Origin of the sequence: Brachyspira hampsonii (genome assembly GCF_001746205.1) — a bacterium.
Lineage (GTDB): Bacteria > Spirochaetota > Brachyspiria > Brachyspirales > Brachyspiraceae > Brachyspira > Brachyspira hampsonii_B.
Genome location: NZ_MDCO01000011.1, coordinates 1 through 18,409, shown reverse-complemented (window position 1 = coordinate 18,409; position 18,409 = coordinate 1). Strand labels below are relative to the sequence as shown.

The following is an 18,409-nucleotide window of genomic DNA, read 5'->3' as shown; positions in this document are numbered from 1 at the left end:
TAAAAATGATATAATATTTTTACAAATTTACTGATGAAAGTAAAGATAAGTTAATATTTAAGAGAAATATATATTTATGAAAAATATAAAATCTAGGATAGAAAAAATTATTAAACTTATTTCCGAAGGTCTTTATGAAAGGGAAGAAATAGTATCTTTAACCTTACTTAGTGCTGTAGCAGGAAAGCCGATATTTCTATACGGTCCTCCGGGAACTGCCAAAAGTTTTATAGCTAAAAGAGTGTCTTTAGCATTTAAAGATTCAAAGTATTTCGGATATTTAATGCAAAGATTTTCTACACCTGAAGATATATTCGGACCTATTAGTTTGGAAGAATTAAAAAATGATAAATACATAAGAAAAACCGAAGGATATTTACCGGATGCAGATTTTGCATTCTTAGATGAAATATGGAAAAGCACTCCAGCTATACTTAATACACTTTTGACTATAATAAATGAAAGAGTTTTTAAAAACGGAAATGAAGAAATAAAAGTACCATTAAAGGCTTTAATTTCAGCAAGCAATGAAACTCCGCCTGAAGGTCAGGGTCTCGAAGCTTTATATGATAGGTTCATTGTTCGTTTAATGGTCAAGAATATAAAAAGCAGAGAGAATTTTGAGAATATACTTCAAAATACTCAATTGGATTCTTATATAAAGATAGATGATGAATTGAAAATATCAAATGATGAATGGATAAATATAAGAAAAGAAGTAAATAATATAAAACTATCAAAATCAGTTATTGATATAATTCATAATATAAAACTTTCTATAGAAAAGTTTAACGAAGATAATAGAGATATAGCAATATATGTTTCAGATAGAAGATGGCAGAATATTTCATATTTACTTAAAACTGCTGCATATTTAAATGAGAAAAATGAAGTTGATATTTATGAAAGCATTTTAATTTATAATTGCTTATGGAGTTTGGAAGAGCATATTGAATCAGTAAAGAAAATAGTAGAGAATGCTATAAGTTTATGCTATGATTTGAATAATCAGAATATTAATGAGTGGAGAGAAAGCTTCAAGAGTATTAATGAAAATATCAATAATGAGTTTTATAATTTAGAAAAAACTTATAATACTGAAAATATAGATGATAAGCCTCATATAGCAAAAACTTTATCCATTAATATTGATGAATACGGAAATAAGGGTGAAACTATAATATATATACCAATAAAACAATTAGGTAAGAAAGGTTATTTTTATCCTTTAGATATAGGAAGAAATCAGACAAGAAAATTCAGATGCAATTTTAATGGTACAGATAAATGCACTATTGAAATAAATTCTGCCACTGCTTCAAATGGTTTTGTATCCGGCATGCTTTCTAAAAATTATGAGTTTCTTACTGAAGCTGAGCCTGATTTTTATATGAAAAAGGTTAGTCCTAAAAAACTTGAAAAAGAAAAAAAAGATTCTTATTTAAAATTAATAAATTCTTTAATATCAAGTATTGAAAATATTATAGTGAATTTTAAAAATGATTTTAATAAAAATAAATATTCAAATAAAAGTGTATTCATATCAGATGAGAAGTTCAATTTTTTTACAGAAATGTTTAATTCTTATATAGAAAATCTTGAGAGTGAAAAATTGGATGCACAAAGAGTTAAAAGTGAAATAGAGCAGCATGAAACAATTTGACAATGATTCTTATAAAGATGAAATAAAAAAAACAGAGATAATGGCTAAGGGAGTATTTAATAGTGCTTTTAATAATCTTAGCAGAGATGAAAGATTGAGTGAAGAGTTAGAAATAAAAATTACTAAATGGAAAAAAGATTTAAATGTATTTATAAATGATAATAATCCCTATCAGGACAATAAAACAGAATTAGATATAGCATTAAAAAAATTGAAAAATACAAGCAGAGAAGATATATTTAATGATTTAAAGAGCTTAGATGCTTTATCCATTGATACGAAGTTTTGGAGAGATAGATTATCAAATTCAGATGATTTAAATATCTTAAAGAAGAATATAATTTCAGTATGGGAAAAAACTTATAATAAAAAAAATAATGATTGGCTTGTTTCTACTGTAAAAGAGCGAAGGGACAAATTTATTTCTGATATAGAATCTTGGATTAATTTGCTTAAAAAATTAAAATATATATCAAATATACTCAGAATAAAAACAGGAGTATTATGGGATTTTAGAGTAGGGGAGTTGGAAGAAGAAGATATATCTTTATTAAAGAGATGGGTTGATTTTATTAATGAACATAAAGATATAGAAATAATTTGCGACAGCATAGGAAGAAGAATTGATATAGAAAAGTCATTGAGAAATGTTGAGTTTAAAAATACTTACAGTAATACAAATAAAAAAATAAGTTCTAAAGAAGAGATAGTTGGAATATACTTTGCTAAAGATATAGAAAATGTTATACCAGAGGAGCTTTCTTTACTATGCAATGAAGAAAGTGAAAAATTATTTAAATTAAAATATATAGAAAATAGGCTTATGTGTTTTGATAAAAGTGCTTATGTATTTAATGATGATATGGAGCATTTGGTTAGAGCCGGATATAAAGAAGGCAAGGGTGATATGATTATATGCATAGATACAAGCGGTTCTATGAAAGGTATTAATGAATATATTGCCAAAGCTGCCATGTTTAAAATGGTTATGCAGGCTTTATCAGAAAATAGAAATGCATATCTTATAAACTTCAGTACAGAAATATATACCTGCAAATTCACTAAAGAAAATGGAATTGAAGATTTAATAAAGTTTTTGAAGTTAAGTTATCATGGAGGTTCTGATATATACAAAGCACTTTATGAGGCAAATAGAATGATGAATACCTCTTCCTTTAGAAATGCTGATGTATTAGTTTTATCTGATTTTATAATGGAGGATATGCCTAATAATTTGGTAACTATGTGCAGCAGACAAAAAAATAACGGCAATAAATATTTTGCTGTATCTATAGGAAAATTCCCTTTTGGTTATTCATACAGAAAAGTATTTAATAAGCATTGGATATTTGATATAGATGATGGCTTAAAAGAAATTTATTAATTTATAGTTTTATCTGTTCTAAATTATATACCGCATCTTTAGGCATAAATATATTTATAATTTTTTTTTCTCTTTCTATATTTTCAGTTGTATATATTGTTATATTTTTTTTATTTTCTGTATTAAGAATATTATTTTTTTCTAAATATTTTTTTACAGATATTGCAGTGCAGTAAGAAGGATCTATTATATTTTTTATAGAATTATCAACATCATCTTTTAATAACTTTTTTATATCATTTATAATATGCGGATAATGGGTGCAAGCTAATACTAAAGTATCAGATTTTTTATCTATTTTTTCTAAATAATTTTTTAATACATCAAATCTATTTTCATAACTATTCCAATCATTTTCTATCATAGGGCATAATTCTTTGCATGCTATTTGAGTAACTTTAATGTTTTTATTTTTATTTATCATTTTATCTTTATATATATTTGAATGTGTTGTAAACTCTGTAGCCATTATTGATATATTATTATTTTTTGTATTATTTAAAGCATCAGCAGTACCATTTGATATAACTTCTATTATAGGTATTTCATATTTTTGTTTTAAAATATCATAAGCACATGCAGAGATAGTATTGCATGCAATTATAATCATTTTGCATTTTTTATCTGCTAGAAAGTCAGCCATTTTCAATGTTAATTTTATAATTTCATCTTTTGATTTATCGCCGTAAGGAATATTAGCATTATCCCCAAGATATATATAATTTTCATTAGGAAGTATTTTTAACAGTTGTTTTAGAACTGTTAATCCTCCGAAGCCAGAATCAAAAACTGCTATAGGCATATTGGATATAGATGAATTAATGTTCATTATTTTATCCTATTAAGTTAACTAAATAAATATCGAATTATTATATAAAGTATTTCTATAAAGTCAATGATATTGTGAAATAAAAGTTATATTTTGTAATAAAATTACTTGTATATAAGTAAAAAATATTGTATAATGCAGTATTAATAAAATTAGAGAAATAGGAGTATTTTGATGAATAGTAGTATTATAGAAGCATTACAAATAATGATCATTGGTATGGCTGTTGTTGTATTGTTTTTAATTATATTAGTTTTCGTTATGAAAATTGTCGGTGCTGTTGTAGCTAAAGTAGACAAACTAATGCCTCCTCAGGAAGCAATTTCTTCTTCTCCGGCACCTGTACAAACATCTAATAATGATAAGATGGTTGCTATTGCTATTGCTTTAGCACATGTTCATAGTAATAAAAAATAAGAGTATATAGTTTATTAAGATTAAGGAGAAATGATAATGGCTAAAAAAGAAGTAAAATTTATGCTAACAGCATTCAGAGACGGATTTCAATCTGTTTATGGTGCTAGAGTATTATCTAAAGATTTTATGCCTGCAGTAGAAGCATTTGTTAAGGCAGGAGTTACATATTTTGAATCAGGCGGCGGTGCAACTTTCCAAAGTGCATTTTTTTATAACCAAGAAAATGCTTTTGATGTAATGGATACTTTTAGAAAAACAGTAGGTCCTGATGTTAATTTACAAACATTGGCAAGGGGTGTTAATGTTGTAGGTTTGGAATCTCAGCCTAGAGAAATGATTAAATTACATGCCCAATTATTCAAAAAACATGGTATTACAACAATTAGAAACTTTGATGCTTTAAATGATGTTAATAATCTTATTTTCAGCGGTAAATGTATTAAAGAAGCTGGATTAAAACACCAGGTATGCGTTAGTATGATGGCTTTACCTCCTGGATGTGAAGGTGCACATGATGCTGCTTTTTATGCCAAAGTATTAAAACAAATTATAGATAATGTAGAGTTTGATTCGGTATGTTTTAAAGATGCTTCAGGTACTACTACTCCTCAAGTTGTTTATGATACAGTTAAAGAAGCTAGAAAACTTTTAGGTTCTAATATGCATATACAGGTTCATAGTCATGAAACTGCTGGCATAGGTGCTGTTCAGTATAGAGCTGCTTTGGATGCAGGTTGTGATTGTATAGACCTTTCAGCTGCTCCTGTATCAGGCGGTACTTGTCAGACAGACTTGATAGTTATGTGGCATGCTTTGAGAGGAACTGAATATGAGTTGAATATCGATATAGATAAAATCAGAGAAGCTGAAGAAGTATTTAAAGACTGTATGAAAGATTATTTCTTACCGCCGGAAAGCAGAACAGTAGAGCCTATGATTCCATTTGCTCCAATGCCGGGTGGGGCTTTAACAGCTAATACTCAGATGATGAGAGATATTAATGTAATGAATAGATTCCCTGAAGTTATTAAAGCTATGACTGAAGTGGTAAAAAAAGGCGGTTTTGGTACTTCTGTAACTCCTGTATCTCAATTCTATTTCCAACAAGCATTTAATAATGTAATGCAGGGTAATTGGAAAAAAATAGCTGACGGATATGGTAAAATGGTATTAGGTTATTTTGGTAGAACTCCTTCTACTCCAGACCCAGAAATAGTAAAAATAGCAAGCGAGCAATTAGGTTTACAGCCTACAACTGAACTTGCTATGGATATAGATGATAAAAATCCTAAAAAAGGAAGAAAAGCTGCAGAACAGGCTTTAAAAGATGCTGGAATAACAGATCTTTCAGATGAAAATGTATTCATAGCTGCTGCTTGTAAAGAAAAAGGTATACAGTTCCTTAAAGGCGAAGCTAAACTTGGTATTAGAAAGAATGCCGGCGGTGCTTCTTCTGATGGTGTTAAAGCTACAAGTAATGAAGTTACTGTTACTATAGGCGGTTCAAGCTATGGTGTAAAAATAGAAAATGGAAAAGCTATAGTTGATGGTGTAAGCTATGATTATACTATTAAAGATGGTATAGCTGCCGGTGCTGCTCCAGCTGCTGCTGCTTCAAGCGGTTCAGCTACACCTGTTACTGCCGGATTACCTGGTACAGTAGTAAAAATAGTAGCTCCTGTAGGAACTCAAGTTCAAGATGGTTCTACTATATTAATAGTTGAAGCTATGAAAATGGAAGTAGAAATAAAATCTTCTGCTAATGGTGTTGTTAAAGAAGTTAAAGTTAAACCAGGAGACGCTGTTGTTGCAGGTCAGGAATTGGCTATTGTTGGCTGATAATTGATGCTGATTTTAAGGAGATAAAAATAATGAAAAAAATATTTTTAGTATTTGCACTTATCTTTATGACAGCATCTGTGGTTATGCCTCAAGAAAGTGCTCAGAAACCTCTTAATATAAAAGATTCGCTTATTTCTTTGGCTAGAAATACTGCTTTCGGCGGACTTTTTCCTAGAAGCGAACAGGAAATAGCAGAAGCTCAGGCTAAAGCTGAAAACAGTAAGCAGGAAAAATATCAAACTAAATTGAATGATATTAAAGTAAAATCTGTACCTTTATGGCAGAATGCTATAATGATTTGTGTAGGTTTGCTTTTAGTTTATCTTGCTATAGCTAAAGGATTTGAACCATTACTTCTTATTCCTATAGGTATGGGTGGTATTTTGGCTAATATCCCTATTGCTAATATAGCGGCTCTCCCTATAGTTGAAGTTATGAATGGTATACCAGTAACTTTAAGCAGCGGCGGATTCTTAGGTCAGATATACACTTTTGGTATTGAATCTGGATTATTCCCATTGTTCATATTTATAGGTGTTGGTGCTATGACAGATTTCGGACCTCTTATTGCTAATCCTAAAACTGCATTATTAGGGGCTGCTGCTCAAATAGGTATATTCGGTACTTTATTAGGTGCTATGATAATATCTGCCTATGTACCTGTAATTTCTTTCTCTTTGAAAGATGCTGCTTCTATAGGTATTATTGGAGGTGCTGACGGTCCTACTGCTATATTTACAGCTTCAAGACTTGCACCTCATCTATTAGGTGCTATAGCTGTTGCTGCTTATTCATATATGGCTTTAGTTCCTATTATTCAGCCTCCTATTATGAAATGGCTTACTACTGAAAATGAAAGAAAAATTGAGATGAAACAGCTTCGTCCTGTAAGCAAAAGAGAAAAAATAATATTCCCTCTTACTGTTATTATTTTGGTTGCTTTACTTTTACCTGATGCTGCTCCTCTTATCGGTGCTTTGATGTTTGGAAACTTAATAAAAGAATCTGGTGTTACTGAAAGACTTTCTAAAACTGCACAAAATGAGTTAATAAATATTGTTACAATTATGTTAGGTTTATCAGTTGGAAGTAAATTAGCTGCTGATAAATTCCTTCGCTTTGAAACACTTGGTATATTAGTTTTAGGTTTAATAGCGTTTTCTATGGGCACTGCAGGCGGTGTACTTCTTGCTAAATTAATGAATTTAGTTAGTAAAGATAAAATTAATCCGCTTATTGGTGCTGCCGGAGTATCTGCTGTTCCTATGGCTGCAAGAGTTGCTAATAAAGTTGGACAGGAATCAAATCCTCATAACTTCTTACTTATGCATGCTATGGGACCAAATGTTTCCGGTGTAATTGGTTCTGCAGTTGCTGCTGGAGTGCTTTTGGCTATATTAGGTTAATAAGTTATACAAATAAAAAAGGAAGCTCAATTCTTTGGGCTTCCTTTTTTATTTTTTAATTAAAATACAATTTAATTTATATTAAAACTCTGCACAAAAACCTTTATATTTCTCTACATAACCTACAGGATTATATGACAATTTTGCTTTTCTAAGTCCCAAATCTCCTACATCCTGCTCTCTATTAACAAATTTAAATCTCTCATAATCACTTACATAATTTTTTAAATTTTCTAAAAACATTCTGTTTATAGCCTGATAAGTACCTTTATAATTTCTATCACCTCTTTCAGAATGAACTACTATTGTATCTCTCATACTCAAATCAGCTATTGTATATGCTACTACTTTTTTATCAATGTATATTGCACCGCCTGCTATATTATTTATAATGTCCCAATTATCAAGTAAAGTTCTTATCATTATTGTATCAGCTTCTGCTCTTACTTCATGAGATAATAATTTATTACTGTCAAAGGCTTCGCATTCTTCAGAATTATTTTGAGATGCATCATTATTTTTCTTTTCTTCTTCTTCCCATTTGGCTTCAAAATCAAGTATATCTTTTACAATAGTTTTATCTATAGGCTTGTACTCAAAATCATTTTTTATAAATTGATTATACAGATTTTTTTTATTATGAAATTTTTTTCCGGGAAGAGTAACTAAATCATTAAAATCGTATAGATATTCCCATTCATCTCTGCTTTCTCTTATTTTTATTTTAGTAGTTTTCTCCCAGAATAAAGCAAGTTCTTTAGGTATTCTTATAACGGCTTCTCCTGATATTTCACAAGGTCCCATATCATTGCAAAAATCAGTATTAAACCAATCTCCAACGGGTGCCCAATAAGTAATGTAAGGTGATTTCTGTCTTATCCAAACTAATTTTTCTGTAAATGCCCACTCAAGCATGTATATATCTTTAAGTCCTAGTAGATTCATAAATGTATAATCTGCTGACTGCTCTGGTGTTATATAAAAATATTTATGATATAGTTCTTGTTTATCTAAACTAATAGGCTCAAAATTAAGCATATATTTTATCCTTTTTTTAATTTTATTGACTGTATATTATATATCAAAATGGATTAATGTAAATGCTGTCCAATTTCAAAAGTTTTGTTTAATTCTTCCTTTAATATCGCCTATATTAAATATTCCTCCTGCTATTAAATATTCTAAATCTTTGCAGCCTAGATAATAATATTATGTCATTTTCTTTAGAGTATTTAGTAAACTCTTCTATTAATGCTTTAGTATTGACATTTGCTCTTAATATTAGTATTCTTTTCATTTTTGACTCCTTTTACTATAAATAATTATTGATATTATTATTATAGTATCATATATTAGTATAATCAAGTACTAACAAAAATGTTATATACTAACTATAAGTAAAGTAAAAGGATAATTTTATGAAAAAAGATAGCTTAAAAGAAAAATATATGGAAGATACGGGTTTTTCCTATACTATGTCATTAATATCTGGTAAGTATAAGATGATAATATTATATATATTGTCAGAATTAAAAGTTGTAAGATATAATGAATTAAAAAGAATAATATCAGCAATATCGCATAAAACACTGAGTTTAACTTTAAAAGAATTAGAAAAAGATGATTTAGTAACTAGAAAGGAATATCCTCAAATACCGCCTAAAGTAGAGTATAGTCTGTCAAAAAGAGGAAAATCCTTAATACCAATACTAGATGCTATATGTGTTTGGGGAGAAAAAAACAGAAAATAATTAATTATTCCTATTTCTTTTATTAATAAAACTTCTTACTCTTCTAAAGAAATCATTTTTACCATTTTCATCTATAAGTACATATTTCAGCATAAATCTTAAATATGGATGATATACATACATTGTCTCTTTTATTGTTAGTCTTGTTCTGCCATTTTCAGCATCTTCTAATATATATGTCCATAGAGCTGTAAATTCATTTTCCATTTTAACGATTGATATTTCGCTGTTTTCTATTCTTCTTACTTCTATTAACTCCTGATATGTTCTTCTATTTGAATAAGTCTGCATTATTTTTAATTTATCATTATCTAGTTTTTCTACACGAACTATAGATATATATTTTAACCAAGCAGGGTAGTTTTCATAGTTTATAAGCAAATTATATAGTTCCTCTCTTTTAATATTAAATACTTGAGTTTTTTCTTTTGAGAAAGAAGGGGGGATATTCTTTCCGATTAATGTTGGAAGAAATATCATTAGTGCCATTAATATTAATGGAAGTATTATAAATATTGGTATTAAGTAAACTAACATTTATTCGCCTCTTTTAGTTAAAGTATAAAATTTTGAGTTATAGTATTTATTAAAAAAGTTTTTTATTATTATAAGTATGATTCCGCAAAATGGAACGGCAAATAATACTCCTAATAAACCAAAAAGAACTCCTCCTATAATTGTGCTGAACATTACAGCTATTGGGTGTATCTTTACTGATTTTCCTAATATTTTAGGCGCCATTATTCCTGAATCTATTACTTGTATAATTCCGTATATTATACACATTTTTAAAGCACCATACCACCATATTTCTTCTGTAATTATTCCTATAAATAGGGCTGAGATAAATGCGGCAAATGGTCCTATAAATGGTATATAATTTAGAATTCCTCTAAGTAAAGCTAATATAAAGGCATATTTGGTATTTGTTACTGAGAGAAGTATATAAGTTATTATGAAAAATGATACAGCTAATATAGTCATTCCAACTACATATCCATTTATTATATAATTTGAATTTTTTATTATATCACTTACAGAATTTTGCCATCTCATAGGAATTAGTTTTATCATTTTTCCCTTGATATTTTGGAAATCCAGCATTAGATAAAAAGTTACAAATGGAAGTATTACAAAGTATGAAAATATTATACTGAATATTTTGGTTATGCTGTTTATATTCTGGAATCTAAAATCTATAATTTTTTTATACATTAAAGTTATTACGCCGCTATTTCCGAATAAAAAGTCATTTATAGCTTGTGAATCTATTTCTAAATTTATATCAAAACTTTTTCCTATAGTCCTATTTAATTTTCCAGATAATGTTATAAGCATATCTGATATAGAGTTGTATATTTTATCTACATACTGCGGTAATGTTTTTAATATCACTTCAATCTGTTCTATGGTTCTAGGAAGTATGAATATAAAAAATATTATAGCTAATATGAGCAATGGTATGTATATTAATAATACGCCTACTATTCTAGGAATTTTTTTTTGCATTTTTGTTATTAAAGGATCAAACATATACGCAATGAATATACCCCAAATAAATGGAGCTACTAAATATCCAGCCTCTTTAATTACCCATAATGTAAATAGTGCTAATATTAATACTATTGAAGTTTTTGCCCATATATATTTCCAAAAAGGTATTAATGCTGCTATAAGTATAAGAAATAATATAATAGGGTTTATTATTTCCCTAATCAAATAACAAAAATAAAAAAATGCTGAGAATACTATTGCAATTAATAGTATTTCTCCCCCAATAATCAAAATTTTATTATGTATTAAAGAATTATTATCTTTAGAATAAAAATTATTTTTACCAATCATATTCTTATATTATAATATTAAATAGTTTTTTTACAACATATTTTATAAAGTTTTATAAAAATTTAAAAAAAATGCTTGCTATTTTTTTTAAATATGCTATAATGCAATACATATCGTTGATGAATAATTTTAAGGGCCTGTAGCTCAGATGGCTAGAGCGTTCGACTGATAATCGAAAGGTCGGTGGTTCAATTCCTCCCAGGCCCACACGCTCAGGTTCTTTAATAATATATTATTCGGGGGTTTAGCTCAGTTTGGGAGAGCGACTGCCTTGCACGCAGTAGGTCGTGGGTTCGATCCCCATAACCTCCACATCTTAATAAAACTATTCTTAAATAATTATTTGAGAATAGTTTTTATTTTTTAACGATAAATAATTTTTCTCCAATAATAGAATAGGAGGATATTCATTATGAAAAAAACTATACTTATATTAATAATTATATCTATATCTTTTATCTCTTTTAATAGGCTTTATCCTCTTAGTCAAGATGAAGAAACTTTTTTGGATGCAGCAATATTTGGTGATGAAGATGTTATAGAAAAAATTATTGCTAAAAATATTAATATTAATGTACAAGATGATGTAGGCAATACTGCTCTTATATTGGCATGTATGGAAGGACATATTAAAGTTGTAGAATTATTAATTAAAGCAAATGCTGATAAATCCATAGTTAATAAACATGGTAATGATGCTTTATTCTATGCCAAGCAAAAAAATTATACTGATATAATTAAGTTAATTGAGCAAAATATTTAGTTTTAAAAAATTAGCTCTTCATTTTCTTCTTCAAGTACATAGTTTGTAATAATGATTATTTCATCTTTATTATCTAACATGCAGTCATTATTCGGATTTATAATAACATCATTGTATCTTTTCACTCCGATGATAATAATTTTTTTTCTAAGTAAATATAAATAAACATCTTTAAAACTTTTTGATTCATTAAAATAATCGGAGTAGGGCGACATTATTATATCTTTTCCATTTTTACTTAAAAGCCCATAGAAAATGTACAGTATATTTGAACTTATAGAAGCCTGTGCCATAAGCATGCCTATTAATTTACCGCTTACTATAAAATCTCTTACATCATCAGAATATATTAAATTCCTTTTTTGTATTGAGTTTAATAAAGAAAGTATTGCTATATTTAGATTCTCTTTTCTTATAATCTGTCTTATGATTAAAAGTATATTAATGCTTTTTACATCAGTAAGATTATCTTCTGATATTAAAACTATTTTTGTAGTATTTTCTTCTTTTAGTTTTTCACGCATAAACTTATATTTATTTTTTTGAGATTTTATTGAATTGTAACTAATCATACTTGTATTATGATTTTCCATATATTCAGAAATCTCTTTTATTATTTCATCATATCTGTTCTCTTCGCATATTAATAAAATATTATTTTTGTATTTTATTATGCTTGGTTTTATATCAGGATATTCTTTTATATTATCATCATTATTATTTCTTGAAAGTATTACAAGTCTGTTTTCTTTTTTTAATATATAATCATAATTAGGTATTAATAACTGACTTCTATCTTCTTTTGTTATACCTAAAAGTATCATACCTCTTTCAAGATATTTTAACGCGGCATCTTCAAATTTGCAGTCATTACAGTCATGATCTGTTTCTATATAAAATACATTGCCGTCATTTGAAAATAAATCTTCATAAACATTACTAAGTCCTGTATAAATAATGCTTTGAGCTATAAGTTTGTATAATATCTCATATTTGTAAATTACATGTATAACAAAGTTTTTTTCTTCAATAGATTTTATTATTTCAATAGTATCTTCTTCATGAACTAATACGCATATATTGATTTTTTTATCAAGTTCTTCTTCTTCCACTATCTTTTTTAAAGCTAGAAGTATATTTAATGACTCTGTATCATCATTGTTTATTATTGATATGCTTGAAGATTTTGCTATATTAAGAAGTTTAATATTTTCTATTCTGCTAGCGGATCCTTCTCTTATTATTATATTAGTTTTCTTACTTCCTTTTATAAAGGATATTCTTTTTCTTATTATATCAACATTATGTTCTGAGAGTATAATTATAGTTTTTACTTTAGCCATAATAAACTCTTCTACTATAGTCAAAGCCTCTTCGCCATATCCTAATATAATAGAATGATTTTTTTCCATAATAAAAGCGTTGCCTTTACTTAAATTATTAATTCTATCCTGAAGAGCCTTATTAATCATTGCTATAAGAGAACCCCAGCCGCATACACCAATAAAAGTTACCATAAGAAAAGTTAATACAATACCTGTGCTGCCTTCTACCGATGATATATTTCCTGTATCTATGAACTGCATTAAACTATCCCAAAATGCATCTTTAGGCGGATACTGAAAAAATACTATTATAAATATAGACACTATTAAAAGAAGAATTATTATTGCGAATACTAAAAGCATTAATTGATAGAAAAGACCTTTATTAAGCATTCTATCAATTCTATATTTTATATAATTAGATATATCTTTTATCATAAAAAACTCATAATCTTTTTTATATATATAAAAGATTATACTAAAGTAAATTAAAATTGCAAAATATTTTTTATTAAAATAAATAATATTTTTTATTTATATTTAAATAAGATTTCTATATAGATTTTTGATGTCTTCCAAACTAGGCTTAACAGGATTAGTTAATATACATACATCTTTAACGGCATGTGAAGCCATTTCATCTATTGCATTTTCAAATTCTGTTTTATCAACACCATAGTCAGTTATTTTCTGATTTATTCCTATTGCTTTATTTAATTCTAAAATTAGGGATTTTAATATTTTACTTGCAGTAATATCATCATCTATATTTTTAACATTTAAAAGTCTTATAATCTTAGCATATTTAGAAGCAGATTTACTGCAATGCTCAGCATTATATTCTATGACATAAGGCATTAATATTGCATTCGCTCTTCCATGAGGCTGACTGAATCTTCCTCCAAGTGCATGTGCCATAGCATGTATTAAACCTAAACCAGCATTATTAAAAGCTATGCCGGCAGTACATGATAATTCATGCATAGCTATTCTAGCATTAGCATCCTTTCCATTATGAACAGCTTTTGAAATATTATTAAAAACTCCTATTATAGCATACTCACTATAAGGCATAGTAAATGCACTTGAATTGATAGATACATAAGATTCAAAAGCATGAGTCATAACATCCATTCCGGTTTCAGCTGTTATTCTAGGAGGAACAGTTAAAGTAAATTGAGAATCTAATAATGCTATATCAGGAAACATTTCATTTGAAACTAGAGGTACTTTAGTATGTGTTTTATTATCAGTTATTACTGCATAAGAAGTAACTTCAGAACCTGTACCGCTTGTAGTAGGAACAGCTATGAAAAAAGGCTTTTTCAAACCGCTTGACATTCTTTTATTTATTTCTAAAGCAAAATATATTACTGATTTAGCAGTATCTATTACAGATCCTCCGCCTATAGCTATTATGGTATCAGACTCAAATGTTAAAATCTTACTTAAACATTTTATAACTATTTCAAAACTAGGATCCGGTTCTATATCTGAAAAAATTTCATAATCAATATTATTTTTTTTTATTAATTCTATTGTTGTATCGCAGGCACCGATTTTGAGCATATTATTATCCGTAAAAATAGAAACTCTTTTAGATTTTGAAAGATCCAATTCTAATAGAGCATTATGCCCAGATATTATTTTGGTATTTAATATGAATTCCATTAATAACTCCTACTATATAATGTATAGAAAGAATATTTATTGAATTTTTACTAATATTTATTAAGTATATAACCATATCTATAAAAGTCAATAGAATATTATAAAAAAATAAATTTGTTTCATATTTTTGAAAATATTTTAATATTAAATAAAAAAATGATAAATATTTAAAAATTGTATCCAATTTCAAATTCCCAAGTAAAAGGTTTAGCAACAGAATATGTAGAAAGTATGGGAGTTTTATTAAAAATATTTTTAAAATGCATAAAAAATATTAAGTGCTCAAACCATATAGAATAGAACGATATATTAAAATCATGAAATGCTTCAGAATATCTTATAGGTCTATAATCTGTTAAAGGTCTTGGAACAGAGTAGGTATAGTAAATATTCAATGATAATGAGCTTAATACTTTATTTTTTGGTATAAAGTCATAGCCTAATAGGGCACTTATAACATGTTCGGGCAAGCCTATTTTAGGCATTTTATCTTTACCCATATAGGCAAGCTGATAAGAATAACCTAATTTTGTTTTTATCTTATGATACCCTGCAAATGGTATATCATAACTTATGCTTGGTGTAACTATATGAGAAGTTGCTGTATCAACATTTATAGGGGTATTACCATACCAAATTATTTTATTTGTATATGTTGTATATGCATAAGATGCTTCTATTTTCAAATTGGTAACGGGTTCTAATGTTAATTTTGTGAGTAATTGATTATAGCTTTCAGGCAGCAGCTGAGGATTACTAAAAGTTCCGTAATATAAATCATTAAATGTGGGTGCTGTATAATCACTCATATAACCAAAATATAATCCGTAGCCTTTATAAAAATTTAAATTAAATCCAACATTATATGCTAAATAATTTTTATTTTCTTGATTTGTGAATACTTCATTTTGATATTCATATTTTATACTTGGAAGTAATGTAAATATTGGTGTTGCATTATCCCAATATCCGAAAGATAACTGCATTTCATATTTTAATGAAAGAGAATGTCTTTGGGGATAATAATAGAAATTAGTTTCTATGGAATTTGTATCTTCTGTTAAAATATCATATCTATATTCAGGTGTTAGTTTATTATACATTGTAATAGTATTTGGTATAAATTCATCCATTCTTGATAAAGAAGTATTTAAAGCTATAGCATGCGATTTATAATCTGATATAAATTTACCATTCTGATAATAAGGTCTGTCTACAAATGAATCAAATAAATATGATAAAGTAACAGTATAATCTAAAATATCAGAAAATCCATTATATGATACTGAAGATGTAAGAGTAGTAAAAGTAAACCAAGAATCTGTTTTATTTATAGGCGGAATTTCGTATTGTGCTGCAGAACTAGAATATGATATATTAGCAAATACATTTATATAATCTTTATTATCGAATGTATATTTATAGTTGGCTGATGAGTTTACTATAAACTGCCTATTATCTTTGAAGTTTCCTTGTATTCTGTCTCCTGAAGAGTTAATAAAATCATAATAGTAATTAGCATCGCTGTAGTATGAATCTGCTGTGAAAGTAAATACCTGATGTTCATCAATATTTCTGGAAAATAGTATGGACGGTCTCACAGTATTATAAGAACCATAACCTAATGATATCAAAAGTATATCCTGAACAGGACTTTTAGTTGTAATATATATGGAGTTTCCTATTATTTCAATAGATTCTATCAAATTTGAAGGTATTCTTCTTAAATCAACACCGGCATCAGCATTTCCTTTAGCAGTATTCATAAGTACGCCATTAACATATATTTTTATATTGTCTCCATTGGCTCCTGCCGGGTCAACAACTTCATTTCCCATATATGTACCTTTATTAACAAATCCCGGCTGATTAGCTAAAACTTCCTGAGCATTTTTATATCCCATTCTATCTATTTCTTCAGAAGTTATTACTCTATTATTTGCTTTTATTGGAACTTTGGGAGCTGAAGGCTGATTTGTCTGATTAGTTTGAGATGCATTCGTTATCTCTACTTGAGAAGTAACCCAAATACCGCCTTTAAGTTCTCTTATTAGGTAAGTTTGAGAATATAATAAATTTGTAAATATAAATAATGCTATGATATACTTTTTCATAATTAAAAATTTTGTTTAAATATTATAATATATTTTTTATTTTTATTAAAGCTGTAAATAACCGAAAGGCCACCAATATTTAACCCAATCACTAGTGTTTTCATTAGGTATAACATTTTCATCAGATCCGCCACCATACCAAGCCTGTTCCACACCTTCTTCATCTATTATAATAAGTCTGTATCGTATTAACATTCCAACACCTGTTTTATTATCCCAATATACTCCGGCTATATAATTTTTACCATTGTATTTGCATATCATACATCTTTTAAAAACTGTTCTGGCAGTTGTTCCATTTTCCCATTTTTCTTCATAATAGTTAGCATCTTCTTTGAATTCGCCTGTTATTGTAGTATAAGTAGATGCAGCATATATAATTTTATTTTTAACCATGTTTTTCCATAGTTCTTCAATTTTAGCCTGGGTTATTTCTCCTGTAAAAGACTGATTGCCGTAATAAACAGTACCGTTATAACCATTAGAAATTTCAACACCTGATACGCTTTCTTTATCAGCGGTTTCTTCAGCTGCTTCCTGTCTAGGATCTGTTGCTGATTTTTGACCGCATGAAATAGAAATTATTAATATTATGAATATTGTTATTATAATTTTAATTCTATTTTGCATAATAATTTCCTTTTATCATATTAATTTTATAAATAAATCAAAAGATACTTTATAAAAATTTCATAAAGTATCTTTTGAGTCAAATATAATAAATATATTTTATTGTTGTTTATATACTGTATAATTATTGTAAGTTTTAAATGCTCCGCTTGCTATTGTAAAAGTATTCAATGCTTCTTCTAAAGTGTCAGTGTATTTTTTATCAGACAATGAAGCTTCAGAAAATTCCACACCATTTTCAGTTAAATTTCTAAATGCTATTGCATAATACTTTTTAAGTAAACTATAATCTAAATTATATCCATACCTGCCATAAATAATGCCTTCAGTATCAGATATCCAACCTATTGCTTCTACAACAATATTATAATTCATAATTTTGGGATATTCAAAGTATGAATTAAGTGCACCTGCATAATCATTTTCATTATTTATATAATTAAATACTAATGATGTACCTTGCCATACTTGCTGTAATAGTTTATAATTTGCTCTATCTTTCCAATTTGTAGTATCAGCAATAATATTTTTATTCTGATTGTTTGGATTATTTGGATTTGAACATGAAACAGATGATAGTATAATAATTGCTAATATTGATAAAATTTTAATTTGTTTTTTCATAATAAAATTCCTTCAATTTATTATGAAAGTTTTACTATATAACTTTCACTGAATTTCTTATGATTTCACAATATAAAGAACGGCTTTGTATAACCGCTCCTTTGTATATTTCATAATTTTTAATTAATAATTTTGTATTTTTTTC

Annotated in this window: 17 protein-coding genes and 2 tRNA genes; 9 read left to right on the top strand and 10 right to left on the bottom strand. The window is 27.5% G+C overall.

The annotated features are described in order from the left end of the window. The first annotated feature begins 76 nt into the window (after positions 1 to 76). Together BFL38_RS08865 and BFL38_RS08860 are read left to right on the top strand one after the other, a co-directional pair. Entirely contained in the window at positions 77 to 1,663 is a 1,587-nt protein-coding gene (locus BFL38_RS08865) for an AAA family ATPase (protein ID WP_069726723.1), read from the top strand. Beyond that, on the top strand, positions 1,650 to 3,047 hold the full coding sequence (locus BFL38_RS08860) for a VWA domain-containing protein (protein WP_069726722.1): 1,398 nt from the start codon (positions 1,650 to 1,652) through the stop codon (positions 3,045 to 3,047). Before BFL38_RS08865 ends, BFL38_RS08860 begins: the two co-directional genes overlap by 14 nt. Position 3,048: 1 nt before the next feature. On the opposite strand, the gene murI is transcribed toward BFL38_RS08860, so the two are convergent. After that, positions 3,049 to 3,876: a glutamate racemase gene (murI, locus tag BFL38_RS08855; RefSeq protein ID WP_069726721.1), complete on the bottom strand. Its 828-nt coding sequence runs from the start codon at positions 3,874 to 3,876 to the stop codon at positions 3,049 to 3,051. Between the two features lie 174 nt (positions 3,877 to 4,050). Here murI and BFL38_RS08850 point away from each other — a divergent pair, with 174 nt between their 5' ends. The 3 genes from BFL38_RS08850 to BFL38_RS08840 are packed head-to-tail and all read left to right on the top strand — an operon-like array spanning position 4,051 to position 7,541. Next, positions 4,051 to 4,293: an OadG family protein gene (locus BFL38_RS08850; RefSeq protein ID WP_069726720.1), complete on the top strand. Its 243-nt coding sequence runs from the start codon at positions 4,051 to 4,053 to the stop codon at positions 4,291 to 4,293. Positions 4,294 to 4,329: 36 nt separating this feature from the next. After that, a complete protein-coding gene (locus tag BFL38_RS08845; RefSeq protein ID WP_069726719.1) occupies positions 4,330 to 6,132 on the top strand; it encodes a biotin/lipoyl-containing protein in 1,803 nt (600 codons plus the stop codon). 32 nt (positions 6,133 to 6,164) lie between these two features. Next, positions 6,165 to 7,541, top strand: coding sequence for a sodium ion-translocating decarboxylase subunit beta (locus BFL38_RS08840; protein ID WP_069726718.1), 1,377 nt, complete (start codon positions 6,165 to 6,167; stop codon positions 7,539 to 7,541). 81 nt (positions 7,542 to 7,622) lie between these two features. Here the strand turns inward: BFL38_RS08840 and BFL38_RS08835 are convergent, their stop codons facing one another. Beyond that, a complete protein-coding gene (locus tag BFL38_RS08835) occupies positions 7,623 to 8,579 on the bottom strand; it encodes a DUF2156 domain-containing protein (RefSeq protein WP_069726717.1) in 957 nt (318 codons plus the stop codon). A gap of 115 nt (positions 8,580 to 8,694) precedes the next feature. Continuing rightward, positions 8,695 to 8,838 (bottom strand): hypothetical protein, encoded by a 144-nt coding sequence (locus BFL38_RS15175; RefSeq protein WP_176720568.1) that lies wholly within the window; start codon positions 8,836 to 8,838, stop codon positions 8,695 to 8,697. A 121-nt stretch (positions 8,839 to 8,959) separates the two neighbouring features. Here BFL38_RS15175 and BFL38_RS08830 point away from each other — a divergent pair, with 121 nt between their 5' ends. Beyond that, positions 8,960 to 9,292: a winged helix-turn-helix transcriptional regulator gene (locus BFL38_RS08830; protein WP_069726716.1), complete on the top strand. Its 333-nt coding sequence runs from the start codon at positions 8,960 to 8,962 to the stop codon at positions 9,290 to 9,292. Here BFL38_RS08830 and BFL38_RS08825 read toward each other — a convergent pair whose 3' ends face one another. Together BFL38_RS08825 and BFL38_RS08820 are read right to left on the bottom strand one after the other, a co-directional pair. Beyond that, on the bottom strand, positions 9,293 to 9,829 hold the full coding sequence (locus BFL38_RS08825) for an SRPBCC family protein (protein WP_069726715.1): 537 nt from the start codon (positions 9,827 to 9,829) through the stop codon (positions 9,293 to 9,295). After that, a complete protein-coding gene (locus BFL38_RS08820) occupies positions 9,830 to 11,137 on the bottom strand; it encodes an AI-2E family transporter (protein ID WP_069726714.1) in 1,308 nt (435 codons plus the stop codon). It lies immediately after the preceding gene. A 133-nt stretch (positions 11,138 to 11,270) separates the two neighbouring features. Between BFL38_RS08820 and BFL38_RS08815 the strand changes: the two genes are divergently transcribed. The 3 genes from BFL38_RS08815 (at position 11,271) to BFL38_RS08805 (ending at position 11,900) form a co-directional block, all read left to right on the top strand. After that, a tRNA-Ile gene (locus BFL38_RS08815) sits at positions 11,271 to 11,344 on the top strand. A gap of 31 nt (positions 11,345 to 11,375) precedes the next feature. Next, positions 11,376 to 11,449: transfer RNA gene (locus BFL38_RS08810), tRNA-Ala, on the top strand. Between the two features lie 100 nt (positions 11,450 to 11,549). Then, complete coding sequence (locus BFL38_RS08805) at positions 11,550 to 11,900, top strand: ankyrin repeat domain-containing protein (protein WP_069726713.1); 351 nt, start codon at positions 11,550 to 11,552, stop codon at positions 11,898 to 11,900. 2 nt (positions 11,901 to 11,902) lie between these two features. Here the strand turns inward: BFL38_RS08805 and BFL38_RS08800 are convergent, their stop codons facing one another. The 5 genes from BFL38_RS08800 to BFL38_RS08775 form a co-directional block, all read right to left on the bottom strand. Continuing rightward, positions 11,903 to 13,663, bottom strand: coding sequence for a CASTOR/POLLUX-related putative ion channel (locus tag BFL38_RS08800; protein WP_069726712.1), 1,761 nt, complete (start codon positions 13,661 to 13,663; stop codon positions 11,903 to 11,905). 102 nt (positions 13,664 to 13,765) lie between these two features. Next, the gene (locus BFL38_RS08795; RefSeq protein WP_069726711.1) at positions 13,766 to 14,896 is read right to left on the bottom strand and encodes a 1-propanol dehydrogenase PduQ; all 1,131 of its coding nucleotides are present in this window, start codon (positions 14,894 to 14,896) and stop codon (positions 13,766 to 13,768) included. Between the two features lie 167 nt (positions 14,897 to 15,063). Continuing rightward, on the bottom strand, positions 15,064 to 17,010 hold the full coding sequence (locus BFL38_RS08785) for a TonB-dependent receptor plug domain-containing protein (protein WP_069726709.1): 1,947 nt from the start codon (positions 17,008 to 17,010) through the stop codon (positions 15,064 to 15,066). A 45-nt stretch (positions 17,011 to 17,055) separates the two neighbouring features. Continuing rightward, positions 17,056 to 17,640, bottom strand: coding sequence for a hypothetical protein (locus tag BFL38_RS08780; protein ID WP_069726708.1), 585 nt, complete (start codon positions 17,638 to 17,640; stop codon positions 17,056 to 17,058). Between the two features lie 99 nt (positions 17,641 to 17,739). Next, a complete protein-coding gene (locus tag BFL38_RS08775) occupies positions 17,740 to 18,264 on the bottom strand; it encodes a hypothetical protein (RefSeq protein WP_069726707.1) in 525 nt (174 codons plus the stop codon). Positions 18,265 to 18,409: the final 145 nt, after the last annotated feature.